Source organism: Pseudomonas sp. FW300-N2F2, from assembly GCF_017351655.1.
GTDB classification, from domain to species: domain Bacteria; phylum Pseudomonadota; class Gammaproteobacteria; order Pseudomonadales; family Pseudomonadaceae; genus Aquipseudomonas; species Aquipseudomonas fluorescens_AA.
On sequence record NZ_JACNDQ010000001.1, the window covers coordinates 3,196,952 to 3,213,506 of the forward strand.

The following is a 16,555-nucleotide window of genomic DNA, read 5'->3' on the forward strand; positions in this document are numbered from 1 at the left end:
CCCAACCCAACCAAACCCAACCAAACCGACGCCGATGGTTGTGGCTCCAGTGACTTTCTTCGCTCAGCCCGCGGAGTTTAAGCTGGCGGAGTGATTCGGTCAGCCGCGCAAACTACAGTTTATAGTTCAATGTCATCAGTGCATTACGCGGCGCTCCATAACTGACAGTATCGAAATCGCCTTTCTGGGTTGCATATTTTTTATCAAACACATTGTTGACATTGATTGATAGGTCCATGTTCCTTGATAACTCATAACGCGCCATCAGTGACGTCAGCGCATAGGGGTCTTGTTCCGCTACCCTCGTGCTCGTACTGCTGCTCAAGAAGCGGCTTTGCCATCTGACGCCTCCACCCAAAGTCAACTTTTCCAACATGCCGGGCAACTTGTACGTAGTAAACATCTGAGCGGTTGTGCGCGGTACCTGTGCGTTCAGCCTGGCGTCATTGCCATCCTTGGCTGTGAAAGCGGCGATGCCAGCGTAGATGTTCCAATTGGGAGCCACTTCACCCTGCAGGTCAAACTCGACCCCGCGGGATTTAGTACCATCAACACCTTTGTAAGCTTGCGCACCGCCTGGCGTAAGAAGACTGCCATCCGGTTGTGCAGCGTTGTCCAGTTCAGTGTCAAACAATGCGACAGACGCATTCAATCGCCCCTCCAGGTATTCAGCCTTGAGGCCAATCTCTTTCGTCTTGCCTTCAGTCGGCGTGAGGACATTGCCACTGCTGTCTCGGAACGATGTTTGCGGATTAAATACACCGGTATAACTGATATAAACGGAGTACGTACTATCAATGTCGTATATCAGACCTGCATAGGGCGTGAACTCATTACTCTTTTTATAATTGAACGGCGTCCCACCTGCAGTCTCGTCGATCTCGTAGCGACTGAACCGCCCTCCGACAATCAATTTCAACGGGTCGGCCAATGAGAATCTCGCTGTACTATAGAAGCCGCGCTGTTTAACCTCGGTATCGGTCGGCATAGACGCCATTGCATCAAAGTCTGGCTTGGGGAAATGATTATTCCAATTGTAGATATTGCCGGGTGTGAACCCTACAAAAAAGGGGCTGATATCGTCTTTATTCGAGGTATACCGAGAACTCATAGCGCCCACTACCAGGTCGTGTTGGCGCCCCATTAAATCGAAGGGACCGCTCGCCATCACATCAAAGGTGTTTTGACGGCTTTTCCCTTTGCCGGCCAACGCAACCGGATAAGCACCATTAGGAAAAACGCCTAAGCCCGTCTCCTGGTCGGGTGTACCAAACCCGCCCAATAACTGGGAGTCATACTTAGTGCGGTACTGGTTCACCACACCGCGGACTTTCCAACCGTTATCGAACCGGTGTTCAAGTTCGGCAAAAGCAGTCTGTCGAGTGCTGTCCCAGCGATTCCAGTCCGCGGCCAGGGATTTGGAGCGCGACCATTCTGCCTCTGAGCCGTTGCTGAACCATAGAGGAACACCGCCCCATGTCGGTCGCTCAGGGGAACTGTTCTGATAGTCATACCCAATATCCAAAGTGGTGTCTTCGGTGAGATCTGCCTCAATGACCCCATAGAACGCTTGCTTTTGTGTTTGGTAACCATCGATGTAGGAGTGACCATCGTTATTGACCCCTACCATACGTGCTCGGATACGACCGTCGGTTGTCAACGGTACGGAAACATCCCCCATCTCTCGAAAACTGTCCCAGGACCCCGCACTGATAGAGGTGGAAGCCGAGAACTCTGGCGTTGGTCTTTTGCGCACCAGGTTGACCGCAGCCGACGGATTGCCCGTACCGGTAAGCAGCCCGTTAGCCCCGCGCACAATTTCGACACGGTCGTAAAATGCCGTTTCCAGGTCGCTGATGCCGCTGCCGTTTATGACATCACCGATGACGGCGGGTATGCCGTCATACTGAATGTTGTCGATCAGAAAGCCTCGGGAATAGAAACTCGTGCGTTGGCTATCTGATTGGTAAGACGAGATGCCAGTCGTGCTCTCCAGTACCCCCTGAACTGAATCCAGCTTTTGATCGTCCATGCGCTGACGCGTTACCACGGAAATTGATTGCGGCGTCTCCCGCAACGTCAGCGGCAAGCGAGTCGCGGCCGTGGTCTGGCCGGTGGTGTAAAGCCCCGTCCCTTCCGTCGTGGTGGTATCGAGTGTCCTCGTCCCGCTTATCGTCACCGATGGGAGAATCATCACGCCTTGAGACTGAGTGCTCTCATCGGCTTCGACAGGGTCCTGCGCCATTACACAACTCGAACTACCTAAAAACACCAACAGCGCTGCAGTCGCCGGGTTTGTCAGCAAACGCTCAGGCACGCAAGGGCGCCGCTCACCGCAGTAAGTCAACGAACTCCACATCAGCCATTCCTTATCAAGAAAAAACAGACAGCGGCCGACCGTCGAGAGACGGGTTTGAGAAAGGGCCGATAACTCAACCGGCACCAGGCCGGAGAACAGAAGTGACAAATCAATCCCAAGTGAAACTGATTTGCATTCGTTGTCGCGCAATCTAGCAACAAGCCGCCGTTGCCAGATATCGAAGGATGGCCAGATTATTTTCCAGTTCAGCCAATGTCAGCGATTGGTCGTTTTCCATCCGCCATGAGGATTGGTCAGTTTCGGATAGATCGCCTACGAGCCATTACACGTCGTCAGGAAACAGGATCGACGGCACGGGCAATGACTCACGTGCGATAAGAGCGCTGGCTGAGCGGGCGGAGAGATATTGCACAGGCGGTTTGCCTACGGTTTTGCGGAACATCGTGATGAAGCCACTGGGGCCCTCATAACCAAGCTCCAATGCAACCGATTGGACGCTTTCGCCCTTGGTCATGCGTTGCAGTGACACAATTACATGCAATTGCCGACGCCAACGTCCAAAACTCATCCCTATTTCCTGCAGCAAAAGCCGACTCATGCTGCGCTCACTCATGCCAATGCGAGTAGCCCACTCGCGCACCGAAACCTTAAGCGCGGGGTCGGCCAAGAGCATTTCAGCGAGCCTGCGCAGACGCGTATCGCGAGGCATCGGCAAATGCAGGTCCTCCACGGGGGCTGCCGACAATTCGTCCAATAACGTTGCGATCAGGCGGTCTTCGCGCGGGACATTGACAGTGTCTCCCGAGAACCCCGCCGCCTTCAGTAGCAACTCACGCAACAGCGGTGATACGCCAATCGTGCAGCAGCTTTGCGGAAGATCCGGGGCGGCATCTGGTTCAACAAACAGGCAATAACATTCTGTTTCTCCTGAACCACGTGTCGCATGTGACAAACCACCGGGTATCCATACGGCACATTGTGGTGGAACGATCCAGACGCCATCTTCTATTTCACAATTGAGGATGCCGCGCACGGAATAAAGCAGTTGCGCCTTACGATGTTGATGGCTGGCTTGCTCCCAATCCTTGCTCACCATCGAAGCGCTGAGGGCAACGACGGGCCGCGAAATGCTATCGACGTCCCATACGGCAACCCTGTCTTTTTTAGCAGTGTTCGCCATAGCAGATGTGCGCCCCACGCTAAGCCCTCAAAAAATAAAAATGGCTGCTTTGAACAATATTGTGGCCAGCCTGTGCAATTAAGCCGGATCGCTTGCAGAGTATCCTGAAACCGCAGGACATCACAGAGGTTTGGCAACGTGTCGAAGGACTATAGAAATGCGTATAGACGCCACACAATTTCCGTTCGTTTGGCTGCAAAAAACCACACCGGGCCATAGCCAGGATGAGTCACTTGCCGAGTTCGAAGCCGTGCTTGCTCGCAATGAGCCCTTCGTATTGATCAGCAATGAAGGTCTGGACAAGGAGCAACCGGAACACTCGCCAGTGGAACTGAAACAAATAACCCTATGGATGAAGCGCCACAAAAGCGAACTCAAGCGTTATGTCAAAGCCTCGATTCATATCGAATCAAGTCTCGCCAAACGGCTGGCAGGCAAAGCGTTCGCAATCATGTATGAAAAGTTTTGGGGTTATCCCATGCTCATCGCAACCACTGAAGATGAAGCCTTGGCGCTGGCGCGGAAGTTATTGCAAGCAAAGGAAAAGTAGCGGCGCCCCTGAACGCCGCTACTCATCAAGGGGGAGAACCCGTGATGTTTTATAGCAGCGAGATGGGGTAATTGATGAAAATCCGGTTTTCATCAAACTCATTAGTGCTGAAGTCCCGACGCATTGACGCATTGCGCCATTTCACGTTGAGGTTTTTCAGCGCGCCGCTCTGCACGGTATAGGCCAGCTCGGTTTCGCGGCCCCACTCCTTGCCGTCGTCGACCGTGGCGGTGTGCACGTTGTCACCGCTGATGTAGCGGTTCATCAGGGTCAGGCCCGGCACGCCGACCGCGGCGAAGTTGAAGTCGTGGCGCAGTTGCCAGGATTTTTCCTTGGCGTTGTCATAGCTGGAGTTGTAGCTGTCGTTGGCCAGGGTGCCGCCACTGGTGCCGTTGACGCGCATCCAGGCATCGTCGCCGCCGACTTTCTGCAGGCCGACGTAGAAGGTGTTGCCGCCGTACTTGGCCGAGAGCATGGCGAACGCGGTTTTGTTGTCCAGGTCGCCGGCCAGGGCGCTGCCGTCTTCCTTGCCGATGAAGTAGCCGAGGTTGGCGCCCAGGGTCCAGTCGCCGATGGGCTGGCTGTGGGTCAGGTTGAAATATTGCTGCTGGTAGATGTCGGACAGTTCCGCGTACCACACGCCGACCTGGGTGCGTTTTTCGTTGAAGGTGTATTCGCCACCGCCGAAGTTGAAACGATCGGAGGTGAACGCACCGCGGCCGTTCATGGACATGTCTTCCATGCTCGCGTCGTTGCGCGGGCTGTTGCCACGGAACTGGCCGCCGTAGAGGCTCAGGCCGTTGATTTCGGTGGAGGTCACCTGGCCGCCACGGAAGGTTTGCGGCAGGGAGCGGCCGTCGTCGGAGCGCAGGATCGGCAGCACCGGCATCCACTCGCCGACCTTCAACTCGGTTTTCGACACCTTGGCCTTCAGGGCTACGCCCAGGCGCCCAAAGTCATCGGCCGGGCGACCGTCGTCATGCACCGGCAGCAATTGCGTACCCGCCGTGCCACGGCCGCCGTCGAGCTTGACCGAGTACAGGCCCAGCACGTCCACGCCGAAACCGACCGTGCCCTGGGTGAAGCCGGACTTCGCGTCGAGGATGAAGTTCTGGGTCCATTCCTCGGCCTTGCCCTGGGCGTTGTTCGGGTTGGTGAAGTTACGATTGATGTAAGCGTTGCGCAAATTGAGGGTGGCCGTAGCGCCATCGACAAAACCGCTATTTTGATCGGCTTGAACAACAGCTGACGAACCTGCGCAAAACGCAAGAGTCAGGCTGATAAGCGATTGATGTGCAGGCACGCTGCGGACAGTAACCGGGTAGCGCATGATGTTTCCTCACAATGAATTATTATTGTTTTTGTTGCGATTTTTAGCTCGTGACAACGCATGCACAGACAGCCCGAAGAGCTAACTTCCGAGCGACCGAAGGAACTCCTTATCCAGCCCGTTATTGAGCAACTTGATAATTGTTTAATATCGCCTTAAGCAAAACCCGAGCGTGCACAGACGCGAGCTAAACTCAATGCCTGTATGGGCACGCTCGTGGGGAATTGCGTGAGAACAACAAGTGAAAGTTAAAGCGTACTCGAACGCTCGGCGATCAACCCGCACTCCCCGGCGTTTTGCAACGTGTGTATTCCAATTGATAGAGCGTGGTTTCCGGTCCCGTCGATTGCCGCTCCAGCAGCCGTTGCAGCTCGGCCACAAAAGACTCGCCGGCGACGCGAACGTAGTCGGGGGCGCAACCTTCGATCATGACGATCCAGGCCGGTATCTGGGTGCCTTCGGCACGGGCCTTTTTCTCTGCGGTTTCAACTTTGCTAACGGCCTCATCCGCCACACACAAATGCACGCCCGTAATACCCTGTTTATCCGCCAGGGGAGGCAGCACGCGTTGACGTAATGCGTCTGACACCGATTTATGCAGCCCTTCGACAACATCGAAACGGACCGTTAACAGATACGCGCCCTGCCCCACACCGCTGGTGTAAGTGACTTCGCAAATGGATCGCGCTACATTGCGATAAGACTTCACAGACTGCTGGGTCCATGCCGTCGGACTGTTGAGGCGCGATAAGTAATCCTGCCCTCCCAACACCTGCACAGAATCAGCCTCATAAAGGTTGAAATAAGTCGGCCCGGCATCCAAGGCGATGTACCGGCGTCCCCGCAAAAAGCCCGGAATTCCAGCCCGCTCAGGCATGTGCTCACGGTTATGCCACTCATAGAACTCGTCCCGCGCTTCGGGCAAAAGATCATGCCAGATCGCGACTACACCTGTTCCTGCAAAGCTCATAGCGTTTTTCCTTTAGCGATAGTCAGTCAACATTGGGATGGCGCCCGGCGACCCATGCAGCCCCCATTTCAGCAACGTAAGGAACCACGGTCTGAAATTGTTCACCCAGCCCTTGGCCACCGACACGCATGGTGTCACCCGCCTTGAGGAATACCGGTGGCTTCTGCCCGAGCCCCACACCTGGTGGCGTACCGGTAATGATGACGTCACCCGGCAGTAGCGGCATGAAGCGACTGAGGTACGCGACAATATGGGCAACGCTGAAGATCATCGTACGGGTATTGCCGGTCTGGAGACGTTTGCCATTCACGTCGAGCCAGAGGTCAAGTGCCTGCGGATCGGCAATTTCGTCACGGGTGACCAGCCAAGGTCCCAGAGGAGCGAAAGAAAAGCCGCTTTTGCCCTTGGTCCACTGGCCTTCGTACTCAAGCTGATAAGCCCGCTCGGAAACATCATTGGCCAGGCAATAACCGGCAACGTGATCCAATGCCCGCGCCTCATCGATCTGCCAGGCAGGCGTACCAATGACGATGGCCAGTTCGACTTCCCAATCCAGCTTCTGAGCGCCCGTCGGCAAGATGACCGGGTCATTGGGGCCGCTGATGGACGCGGTGTGTTTGTTGAAGACCACCGGTTGGCTCGGGATTGGTGTATTCGTTTCAGCCGCGTGATCGGAGTAGTTCAGACCGATGCAAATCAGGTTCGGTACGCTGCCTACGCATGGACCAAGACGTGTGCCTGGCGCCACCACGGGCAGCTTTTCAACGTCAACCGCGCGCAACTTTTCAAGCACCGACGGGCTCAGGGCCGCCGCATCGATGTCATCGACAATGCCCGAGAGGTCCCGAACGATCCCTTGCGAATCCAAGATTCCCGGTTGTTCCTGCCCCGGTAAACCAAAACGAACTAAGCGCATTTGTTACTCCTCCAGCGTTGAGAAATGGACAGACAATGAGCCTGCTTCGCCGAACTGAACATGCAGTGGCTGGTTAACGGGCACATCGAGAACACCTGCATAGGAGCCGGTGATAATCACCTGCCCTGCTTGCAGCCCTATCCCTTGTGTAGACAGAAAATTGGCCAGCCAGACGATCGGCAACAACGGATCCCCGTCCGGATGGCGGCCCTTGATTTTCAGGGGCTCCGACGTTGCATCGCTCAGGGTGATAGCCAGTTCAGAGGGCATGCTGGCAGGGTTCGACAGCTTGATTGGCGCCCCAAGTACCAGACCATGATTGAATAGACCATCCGCGAGCAATTGCTCGAACGGCAGTGTGTGGGGATCGGTATAACGGCAGTCGATCACTTCCAATGCCAAGCGCACGTCGCTGATCGCAGCAGCGATCTGTTCAGCGGTATAAGGCTCGACACGTACCGGCAAATCATGGGCCAGGACGCAGGCCAGTTCGGGCTCGATGCGCGCCTTATCGGCGTCAGCGGCCAGCCGGTAACGTTCGCCTTCTACAATGCTGTCGCTGTAGATCGGGGCTACGATCCACTTGCCAGCCGGCGGTAACGCACACTTCCAGCCCCCGACGGTTTTTCCAGCCAATGGGCCCACGCGTTGCTGAATGGCAAAACCTTCTGCGAGGCTGCCTGGCAGGTTCTGGTCAGGCAAGGATGCCAGCCGGCCCCCCTCCAGCCGTGCACGGACCAGAGCGGCAGCGGCGACTTCCAGCCCCGATCCTGCCTTGGCCCATGCAGGTGCGAGTTGGCTCATACGTTCTCCGAATGAACATTGTTCTGGCGCGGCCAAACCGTACCCAGCTTGTTGGCGGCCTCTTCCAGCAGGGCATGCAATTCGTCATAACGCTCGGGCTGCATACGCAACACCGGACCGGCGATACTCATCGTGCCGACCACAGTGCCGGATGGAACCAGCTTGACCGGTACGGCAATCGCCCAGACACCCGCCTCGGCTTCTTCAATGACCAAGCCATACCCGCGCTTTCGGGTCACTGCCAACTCGCCCAACAAGCCTTCGATGCTGTTGATCGCCTTCGGCCCGTGCCCCATCCCCGCGTCAGCTTTCCCCAGCCCGCTACGCAACGCATGCTCAATGGCCAGCTCATCGGACATTGTTGCCAGCCAGGCTTTGCCATTGGCGGTTGCATAGAGATTGATCGGTTTATCCATGGCCGGCGAATACATAAGCCCTGGCGCGGCGCCTTGGGCCGAAGACAACCAGGACAAGGTGCCCTCGTTGACCACCGTCAGCCGCACCAACTCATGACATTGAACAGCCACTTGCTCGATGATCGGCTGGACCAATTCAGGCAAGCCAATGCCATGTAAATAACGCTGCCCCAACAGTGCCAGCTTCAGTGTCAAGCGGTACTGCGACGTGGCTTCATCCTGCTCCGCCCAACCTTGCTCGACTAATTGAGCAAGCACTCGATGGGCGGGCCCCTTCTCCAAGCCCAGCTCGGCTGCAATATCGGACATCCGCATCCAGCGAGCCTCGCGAGCCAGCAGTTCAATCGCCTCCAGGCAACGGTCAACAGCACCTTTAACGACTCTCATATTTTTCTCGACTTATCTTTGACAATGAGGTGGATTCGAGCAACATTGTTCGTACTGGAACCGTGTTCCAATAATATGCAGGCGTCCCCGGATAAGTCAAACCCGCTTGCACCGGGTTGACCTGATCGAGACAGAGCGGGCCACGCAGCCGGGTCTCCGGGACGTGGGACGCCTGACAGAGATAAAAACCGAACGCTTCGGCGTCCGGCTCTTATCCATAGACAAGCGCCTGTGCATGTTCAATCTTTGCGGAAGAACGCCCAATGCCTCTCACCACCCTGCCTTATCTACAGAAGTCCGCGGGCAGCAAGATTGTGCATCATTGCCCGCAAGCCGAAAGTCCAGGGCGCAGCCTCATGGCTGTAGGTGACGGTGTTGCGCAGTGTGCCCAGCAACGGACTCCCGATGCTGACCTCATCACCCTGCTTATGAGTAAAGCCGCTTCCAGGCTCCTCGCGATCCTGGGTAGGCGCAAACAATGTCCCGAGAAAAAGCATGAAGCCATCCGGGTACTGGTGATCACCGCCGACCGTCTGGGCCACGAGATCCAACGGGTCACGGCTGATCAGGGCCATGGAACTGCTGCCTTCCAGCGTAAAGCCGTCGTCGCCCCGGACTTGCAAATCCACGACACAGTTGCGCACGTCATCGAGCGTAAACGCTTCATCGAACAGACGAATGAACGGGCCGATCGCACAGGACGCATTGTTGTCCTTGGCCTTGCTCAACAGCAGTGCGCTGCGGCCTTCGAAATCACGCAAATTGACGTCATTGCCCAAGGTGACGCCATGCACTTGGCCTCGACTGTTCACCGCCAGCACAATTTCCGGTTCCGGGTTGTTCCATTCAGACTTGCGATGAATGCCGATTTCGCTGCCACTGCCCACCGCGGCCAGAACCGGTGCCTTCGTGAAAATCTCCGCATCCGGGCCGATACCGACCTCCAGGTATTGCGACCACATACCCTGCTTGATCAGCACAGCTTTAAGACGCATCGCTTCTGGCGAACCCGGCTTGATTGCCCGCAGGTTATCGCCGATGGCTTCTTGCACCAGACGGCGGACACTTTCGGCTTTGGCGGCATCGCCTCGGGCCTGCTCCTCGATGACCCGCTCGATCATGCTGGATGCGAACGTCACCCCCGCCGCCTTGATGACTTGCAGATCTGCTGGAGGCAGCAGCGATGCCTTGCCGGGATCGGCATGGCTGCCGGTGTTCCCAAGCAATTGCTCGACGGTCCCGATGTACCTGCCTGGCGCCTGACGAACAAGCAACAACGGCGAGGTGTGTTCCAGCAGTTCGCTGATTGTCGAAAAGGTTTCAGAAAGATCGAACACACCTTCATCGCGCAGCACCACCGGCGAGGGGCCGGCAATCGCCCCCGGGATCCAGGCACGGCCGATCAGCGTTCCGGCCAGGCCATCCACTGGCAGGGTGTTTTCGCGCGTCAGTTTCAAATTCGCCATGGAGCTTCCAGATCAGTTGGCCATCAGAGCCGTAAAACTAATGGACTGCCCCCGTAAATCCCAATGAAAGAATCTCACTCATCAATGCTGTTTCGTTATCGACAGACAAGGCCTTATCCGATGGAAAATGATCAAATTACTTTTGCCAGTGTCTCCCGATGGCTGAAGATCAAACATTTGGTACTGGTCAATAGCTTGGCCAAGACCCGCAACATGCACACAACCGCCGAACACATGAATGTCACGCAGCCGGCCATCAGTAAATTGCTGCGCGATCTGGAAGTTCTCCTCGGTTTTCCGCTGTTTGAGCGTCAAACGCGCAGCCTGGTTCTTACCGAACTAGGGGAATTCGTAGCCCGTTTTGCGCGTATTACCTTGGAAGACACGGAGTCGTTCGTCGACCAAGTCAACAAACTGCGAAAAGGCGGGCATGGTCATTTAAAAGTCGGCACCATTTTCGCCGCGACGTCAGTGGTGCTGCCTGAAGCCATTGCCAGCATAAAACGGGAGCGCCCCCTCCTTTCTATCGAGGTGATCGAACAAACCAGCAACCATCTGCTGGAAATGCTCGAACAAAAGAAACTCGATTTGATCATCGCGCGCTTCACGGATGAAGATTGTCAGCCGTTCGAATTTACGTCGCTGGGCCCCGAACCCTTTTGTCTTGTCGTGAACAGCACACACCCTCTGTGCGATCTTGAGGAGGTCCCCACTGAAGCACTCAGTGAATGGCCATGGGTCATGTATCCCTTCAATACGCCGATCCGACAACGCATGGAGCGCGCTTTCAGGACGTTCCAGATCGCCCCGCCGACTAACACGGTGGAGACCATTTCGATGCAAACCTTCCTGCAGCTGCTTCAGTCCGGGCCAATGCTCGCCATGCTCCCCGAGTCCATGGTCCAGTCACAACTGCAAAATGGGCAACTTCAAATCCTCAACACGCCCTTCAAAGTTGAATCCCAGGATTATGGGGTTATCACTCGCAAGGATGAGCCCCTGTCAGAGCCGACACGGACGTTTATTGCGACCTTGCTGGCGTTCGCCAAACAGCGGCAAACGGCTACAGAGAAGAGAGACCGCAGCCAGTTCAGAAAAAGTCGATGAGGCAAAGTTATCGAGCAATCGAAAGCTCTCATTAGGCAGCCATTTCCATGAATCCTATAGTGCCGGCACAAAAGTGCGGCGCTATTAGCGACCGCCCACCACCCAGCAGCCCGTGAGGATGCGATGGAACTGATCATGAAAACCGGCGCAGCAGCTGTGCTGCGTTTGAATCCGCTGGACGATGTGCTGATCGCACGCCGACCGCTACTCGCTGGCGAAATCCTTGAGCAGGAAGGCGTGACCATCCGGCAAGCGATCGTGCCAGGCCATAAAGTGGCTTCCCGACGTATCGAAGCCGGTCTACCGGTAAGGCGCTATGGGCAAATCATTGGTTTTGCTGTTGTCGACATAGAAGCAGGCGAGCATGTCCATGTGCACAATCTGGCCATGGGGGAATTCGCTCGAGATTATGCTTTCAGCGTCGATGCGAAGCCCAACGTCACGCCCAGTGAAGTCCCGTCGTTCATGGGTATCGTACGCCCGGATGGACGCGTCGCGACGCGCAACTACATCGGCATTCTTACATCAGTGAATTGCTCTGCCACAGTCGCCCGGGCCATCGCCGACCATTTTCGTCGGGACATCAATCCCGCTGCACTGCAAGCGTATCCAAACGTCGACGGTGTTGTCGCCCTGACACATTCCGCCGGCTGCGCCGTTGATCCAGCGGGCGACGGTTTGAGCATGTTGCGCCGGACATTGGCCGGCTATGCGACCCACGCCAACTTTGCGGCCGTGCTGGTGATCGGGTTGGGCTGCGAGACAAACCAAATCGACTCATTACTCACAACCCAAGGACTCACCCGCAGCAATACCCTGCGCACATTCAACATCCAGGACAGTGGCGGTACATCCAAGGCCATCGCCAGTGGCATTGGCCACGTGAAGCAATTGCTTGGCGAGGCCAACCAAATTCAGCGTGAACCGGTCAGCGCTCGCCATCTGGTCGTCGGGCTTCAGTGCGGTGGCTCGGATGGCTACTCCGGCATTACTGCCAACCCAGCGCTGGGCAACGCGGTGGATCGCCTGGTCGCCTGCGGCGGCACCGCGATTCTTTCCGAAACCCCAGAAATATACGGTGCCGAACACTTGCTGACACGGCGGGCTGTCAGCCGTGAAGTCGGCGAAAAACTCATCGCTCGCATTCATTGGTGGGAACAGTACTGCGAGCGTATGGGGGCCGAACTAAACAATAACCCCTCTGCCGGCAACAAGGCCGGTGGCTTGACCACCATCCTGGAAAAATCACTGGGCGCGGTGGCAAAGGCTGGCTCGAGCAACCTGATGGATGTCTACGAATACGCCCAGGCCGTCACGGCCAACGGGCTGGTCTTCATGGACACCCCTGGCTATGACCCGGTCTCGGCAACCGGTCAGGTCGCCGGTGGCGCGAACCTGATTGCGTTTACCACCGGGCGCGGATCGGCCTATGGCTGTGCCCCTGCCCCGTCAATCAAGCTGGCGACCAATAGCGCCTTATGGGCGCGTCAACGTGAAGACATGGACATCAACTGCGGCGAAATAGCCGAAGACACGTTGACCATCGAGGCGTGCGGTGCAGCGATCTTTGAAACCATGCTGCGCATTGCCTCGGGCGAACGCAGCATGAGCGAACAACACGGATACGGACAAAACGAGTTCGTGCCTTGGCAGATCGGCGCCGTCACCTGACTTTCAGTCCTCGGGACGCCTTGCCCCTCTATCACATGCACTTTCAACCTGGAGACAACCATGTCCCTCATCACCGGCCAGAACTTTATCGGCGGTCAGCGCAGCGCCGTCGGCACCATCATCGTCAAGAGCGTGGATGCCAGCACGGGGGAAACCTTACCCTATGCCTTCCACCAGGCGACTGCGCAAGAAGTCGAGGACGCGGCTCATGCAGCCTACAACGCTTTTTCCAGCTACCGCACCCTGAGCGCGAACAAACGGGCTGAATTTCTCGATGCCATTGCGCAAGAGCTAGACGCTTTGGACGATGAGTTCATTGCGCTGGTTTGCCGGGAAACAGCACTGCCTGTCGCTCGCATCCAGGGCGAACGCGCACGTACCAGCGGTCAAATGCGCCTGTTTGCAAACGTGCTGCGGCGTGGTGACTTCTATGGGGCTCGCATCGACCAGGCACTACCCCTTCGCAAGCCGTTACCACGTCCTGACCTGCGCCAGTACCGCACCGCAATCGGTCCGGTCGCTGTGTTTGGTGCCAGTAATTTCCCGTTGGCTTTCTCCACGGCGGGCGGCGACACCGCCTCCGCGCTTGCGGCGGGTTGTCCAGTGGTATTCAAAGCCCACAGCGGCCATATGGCCACCGCAGAACAGGTCGCCAACGCGATCATCCGGGCGGCCGAGCGCAGCGGCATGCCCGCCGGCGTTTTCAACATGATTTATGGCAGTGGCGTAGGCGAAGCCTTGGTAAAACACCCGCTCATCAAGGGCGTGGGTTTTACCGGCTCGCTCAAAGGCGGTCGAGCGTTGTGCGATATGGCCGCCGCTCGCCCCGAGCCCATTCCAGTCTTCGCCGAGATGTCGAGCATCAACCCGGTCGTGATCCTGCCTGAGGCACTCTCGCGTCGAGCCGACAGTATCGCTCACGATCTTGCCGCGTCGGTGGTTCAAGGTTGCGGGCAGTTTTGCACCAATCCCGGACTGGTGGTTGGCATTCGCTCGGATGCTTTCACTGCTTTTCAGGACAGAGTGGCAGCGTTGATGAACGACCAACCGGCACAGACAATGCTCAATGCGGGCACCCTGCGCAGCTACGCGGCTGGCTTGCAGAACCTGCACGCGCACCCTGGCATCGCGCACCTGGCTGGCAGCAACCAACAGGGTCACCAGGCCCAGCCACAGTTATTCAAGGCCGACGTCGCGTTGCTGCTTAACGGCGACAAGGTTCTTCAAGAAGAAATCTTCGGCCCCACGTCCATCTTCATCGAGGTCGCTGACCAGGCCCAACTCAACGCTGCCATCAATGCCCTTCACGGACAATTGACCGCCACCTTGATTGGCGAGCCAGAAGACCTTACGCAATTCGCAGAGCTGACTGCTTTGTTGGAGACGAAGGTTGGTCGCATCCTCATCAATGGCTATCCAACGGGTGTCGAGGTCTGCGATTCAATGGTGCACGGCGGCCCTTATCCCGCCACGTCCGATAGCCGCGGCACCTCGGTCGGCACCTTGGCCATCGACCGCTTCCTGAGGCCAGTCTGCTTCCAGAACTACCCCGACGCATTGCTTCCCGATGCGCTCAAGAACGCGAATCCGTTGAACATTTCGAGGCTCGTCGACGGTTGTCTCTCGAGAGATCGCTTGTAGTTGGCAAATGTGAAAGGCGGCGTACGACGACGGTAAAACCTGTCGTTGGCGTCATCGCTCTCCCTAGGAAGCCATAGTGCCGAGAGCTTGACGCTTCGCAGCCTGTTCATCCTCTTAACAACCATTCGCTCTATTGCATGAGCGGGTTCCAGCGTGCTCGCTCGGCGGGCCGACGCACCCCGCAGATAACCAGCGCCATGCCTTGATCGGCCAAAGGAACTCCCTTGACAAGGTGGCGAATCTGGTAACAGAATTACTGATGGAACGACGTTACAATAACAACAATCGAGAATCCGGAGACATGTCATGAGCCAAAGCATTCAAGGCGATCCACACTCCAAGCGTCAGTCTAAAAAGGCCGCAGCGAGCGGCTGGATAGGCTCGGCGCTGGAGTACTACGACTTTTTTATCTATGCCACCGCGGCAGCGCTACTTTTCCCACAGCTGTTCTTTCCGTCAGACAACCCAACGGTTGGGATTATCATTTCGCTGGCCAGCTTCGGCGTTGGTTATATTGCCCGACCGATAGGCGCTGTGGTCTTAGGGCACATGGGCGACCGACACGGACGCAAGACGGTGCTCGTCTACTGCATGTTCCTGATGGGCGCGTCGACGATGTGCATCGGTCTGCTTCCTACCTATGCACAGATTGGTATCTGGGCTCCCTCCCTATTGATACTGTTGCGCCTGATTCAAGGTTTTGCGGTCGCGGGTGAAGTGTCTTGCGCCAGTTCCATGACCCTGGAACATGCGCCTGATGGGCGTCGCGGTTACTTCGCAAGTTTTACCCTTCAAGGCGTCCAAGCCGGGCAACTGCTGGCCGCTGCGGTTTTCCTGCCTCTTGCCCAGTTCATGCCAGCCGATCAGTTTGCTTCGTGGGGCTGGCGGATTCCATTCCTGCTCAGCGCAGTGGTGCTCGTCATGGGGTGGATCATCCGGCGTCAGGTTCATGAGGCTCCGATCTTCACTGAGGCGCAGACACAGACCGAGCCCCGTAAACTACCTGTGATCGAAGTGCTCACGCAGAGTTGGGGCGATCTGCTACGCGTCATCTGCATGGCGCTCTCTGCGGTACTTGCAATCGTCGCCTCTGTATTCGGTGCGACCTATGCAGTGCAGCCCGCCTACGGCATTGGATTTCCTTCTGGCTTATTCATGTGGATACCGGTGCTAGGCAATATATGCGCAGTTATCCTCATCCCCTTCGTTGGTAAGCTCTCCGATAGAATTGGCCGCAAGCCTCCGGTGATTGTTGGCGTTCTGTGCGGCGGCATATTGTCATTTGGCTACCTCTATGCGATCAGCATTCACAATATGTGGCTTTCGCTGGTTCTATCGCTGCTCATGTGGGGTGTGGCTTACCAGGGCTTCAATGGTGTGTTCCCGAGTTTGTTTCCGGAACTGTTCCGTACACGGGTACGTGTTACCGGCATGGCCATTGGACAGAACATAGGCGTGGCATGCACAGCGTTTCTGCCGGCCCTTTTCGTATCTGTTGCGCCTCCCGGTAGCGATAATATCCCTCTAAAAATTGGGGCACTGACTTTTGGCATCTGTTTAATCTCCGCTATCGCCGCTATTACTACCCGGGAAACCTTCCGGATTCGTCTGAAAGACCTCGGTGACCCCAATGCTGTCCCGATGTCAGAGGAGGAGTACGAACAGGTGCGGGAAAAATCCAATCCCAAGTCAAACGCCAATGCCTCCAATCAAGCATTCAAAAAATCAGCGCCGGTGATGCGCTCCTGACGACCGCCCCCCTTCACCACCGCCGCGCTGCTCAGTTTTTCTGCACAG

The 16,555-nt window shown here is 56.6% G+C and carries 13 protein-coding genes; 5 read left to right on the plus strand and 8 right to left on the minus strand.

The window, feature by feature from the left end; all coding sequences use genetic code 11:
• Positions 1-112: 112 nt before the first annotated feature.
• Both J4E63_RS13795 and J4E63_RS13800 read right to left on the minus strand, forming a co-directional pair.
• Positions 113-2,509: a TonB-dependent siderophore receptor gene (locus J4E63_RS13795; RefSeq protein ID WP_259333764.1), complete on the minus strand. Its 2,397-nt coding sequence runs from the start codon at positions 2,507-2,509 to the stop codon at positions 113-115.
• A gap of 133 nt (positions 2,510-2,642) precedes the next feature.
• Entirely contained in the window at positions 2,643-3,500 is an 858-nt protein-coding gene (locus tag J4E63_RS13800) for a helix-turn-helix domain-containing protein (protein WP_207282323.1), read from the minus strand.
• A 157-nt stretch (positions 3,501-3,657) separates the two neighbouring features.
• Here J4E63_RS13800 and J4E63_RS13805 point away from each other — a divergent pair, with 157 nt between their 5' ends.
• Positions 3,658-4,050: a hypothetical protein gene (locus J4E63_RS13805; protein WP_207282324.1), complete on the plus strand. Its 393-nt coding sequence runs from the start codon at positions 3,658-3,660 to the stop codon at positions 4,048-4,050.
• 49 nt (positions 4,051-4,099) lie between these two features.
• Here J4E63_RS13805 and J4E63_RS13810 read toward each other — a convergent pair whose 3' ends face one another.
• The 6 genes from J4E63_RS13810 to J4E63_RS13835 all read right to left on the minus strand — a co-directional run bounded on the left by J4E63_RS13810 (position 4,100) and on the right by J4E63_RS13835 (position 10,339).
• Entirely contained in the window at positions 4,100-5,380 is a 1,281-nt protein-coding gene (locus tag J4E63_RS13810; RefSeq protein ID WP_207282325.1) for an OprD family porin, read from the minus strand.
• Positions 5,381-5,654: 274 nt separating this feature from the next.
• On the minus strand, positions 5,655-6,350 hold the full coding sequence (locus J4E63_RS13815; RefSeq protein ID WP_207282326.1) for a DUF4286 family protein: 696 nt from the start codon (positions 6,348-6,350) through the stop codon (positions 5,655-5,657).
• 22 nt (positions 6,351-6,372) lie between these two features.
• A complete protein-coding gene (locus tag J4E63_RS13820; protein WP_207282327.1) occupies positions 6,373-7,266 on the minus strand; it encodes a fumarylacetoacetate hydrolase family protein in 894 nt (297 codons plus the stop codon).
• Positions 7,267-7,269: 3 nt separating this feature from the next.
• Positions 7,270-8,070 carry a fumarylacetoacetate hydrolase family protein gene (locus J4E63_RS13825; protein WP_207282328.1) on the minus strand — a complete coding sequence of 267 codons (801 nt, stop codon included), beginning with the start codon at positions 8,068-8,070 and terminating at the stop codon, positions 7,270-7,272.
• Positions 8,067-8,873 (minus strand): IclR family transcriptional regulator, encoded by an 807-nt coding sequence (locus J4E63_RS13830; RefSeq protein ID WP_207282329.1) that lies wholly within the window; start codon positions 8,871-8,873, stop codon positions 8,067-8,069. Before J4E63_RS13830 ends, J4E63_RS13825 begins: the two co-directional genes overlap by 4 nt.
• A 287-nt stretch (positions 8,874-9,160) precedes the next feature.
• Positions 9,161-10,339 (minus strand): fumarylacetoacetate hydrolase family protein, encoded by a 1,179-nt coding sequence (locus tag J4E63_RS13835; protein ID WP_207282330.1) that lies wholly within the window; start codon positions 10,337-10,339, stop codon positions 9,161-9,163.
• A gap of 120 nt (positions 10,340-10,459) precedes the next feature.
• Between J4E63_RS13835 and J4E63_RS13840 the strand changes: the two genes are divergently transcribed.
• The 4 genes from J4E63_RS13840 to J4E63_RS13855 all read left to right on the plus strand — a co-directional run bounded on the left by J4E63_RS13840 (position 10,460) and on the right by J4E63_RS13855 (position 16,507).
• The gene (locus J4E63_RS13840) at positions 10,460-11,446 is read left to right on the plus strand and encodes a LysR family transcriptional regulator (protein WP_207282331.1); all 987 of its coding nucleotides are present in this window, start codon (positions 10,460-10,462) and stop codon (positions 11,444-11,446) included.
• Positions 11,447-11,569: 123 nt separating this feature from the next.
• Positions 11,570-13,117 carry a UxaA family hydrolase gene (locus J4E63_RS13845; RefSeq protein ID WP_207282332.1) on the plus strand — a complete coding sequence of 516 codons (1,548 nt, stop codon included), beginning with the start codon at positions 11,570-11,572 and terminating at the stop codon, positions 13,115-13,117.
• A 60-nt stretch (positions 13,118-13,177) separates the two neighbouring features.
• Entirely contained in the window at positions 13,178-14,758 is a 1,581-nt protein-coding gene (locus J4E63_RS13850) for an aldehyde dehydrogenase (NADP(+)) (protein WP_207282333.1), read from the plus strand.
• Between the two features lie 306 nt (positions 14,759-15,064).
• Positions 15,065-16,507, plus strand: coding sequence for an MFS transporter (locus tag J4E63_RS13855; RefSeq protein WP_207282334.1), 1,443 nt, complete (start codon positions 15,065-15,067; stop codon positions 16,505-16,507).
• The last annotated feature ends 48 nt before the right edge of the window (positions 16,508-16,555 follow it).

What these genes read in the sequence shown, in the direction of transcription:
- J4E63_RS13800 (WP_207282323.1), bottom strand. Translation starts at nt 3,500, where the DNA reads ATGGCGAACACTGCTAAAAAAGACAGGGTTGCCGTATGGGACGTCGAT.
- J4E63_RS13805 (WP_207282324.1), top strand. Translation starts at nt 3,658, where the DNA reads ATGCGTATAGACGCCACACAATTTCCGTTCGTTTGGCTGCAAAAAACC.
- J4E63_RS13810 (WP_207282325.1), bottom strand. Translation starts at nt 5,380, where the DNA reads ATGCGCTACCCGGTTACTGTCCGCAGCGTGCCTGCACATCAATCGCTT.
- J4E63_RS13815 (WP_207282326.1), bottom strand. Translation starts at nt 6,350, where the DNA reads ATGAGCTTTGCAGGAACAGGTGTAGTCGCGATCTGGCATGATCTTTTG.
- J4E63_RS13820 (WP_207282327.1), bottom strand. Translation starts at nt 7,266, where the DNA reads ATGCGCTTAGTTCGTTTTGGTTTACCGGGGCAGGAACAACCGGGAATC.
- J4E63_RS13825 (WP_207282328.1), bottom strand. Translation starts at nt 8,070, where the DNA reads ATGAGCCAACTCGCACCTGCATGGGCCAAGGCAGGATCGGGGCTGGAA.
- J4E63_RS13830 (WP_207282329.1), bottom strand. Translation starts at nt 8,873, where the DNA reads ATGAGAGTCGTTAAAGGTGCTGTTGACCGTTGCCTGGAGGCGATTGAA.
- J4E63_RS13835 (WP_207282330.1), bottom strand. Translation starts at nt 10,339, where the DNA reads ATGGCGAATTTGAAACTGACGCGCGAAAACACCCTGCCAGTGGATGGC.
- J4E63_RS13840 (WP_207282331.1), top strand. Translation starts at nt 10,460, where the DNA reads ATGGAAAATGATCAAATTACTTTTGCCAGTGTCTCCCGATGGCTGAAG.
- J4E63_RS13845 (WP_207282332.1), top strand. Translation starts at nt 11,570, where the DNA reads ATGGAACTGATCATGAAAACCGGCGCAGCAGCTGTGCTGCGTTTGAAT.
- J4E63_RS13850 (WP_207282333.1), top strand. Translation starts at nt 13,178, where the DNA reads ATGTCCCTCATCACCGGCCAGAACTTTATCGGCGGTCAGCGCAGCGCC.
- J4E63_RS13855 (WP_207282334.1), top strand. Translation starts at nt 15,065, where the DNA reads ATGAGCCAAAGCATTCAAGGCGATCCACACTCCAAGCGTCAGTCTAAA.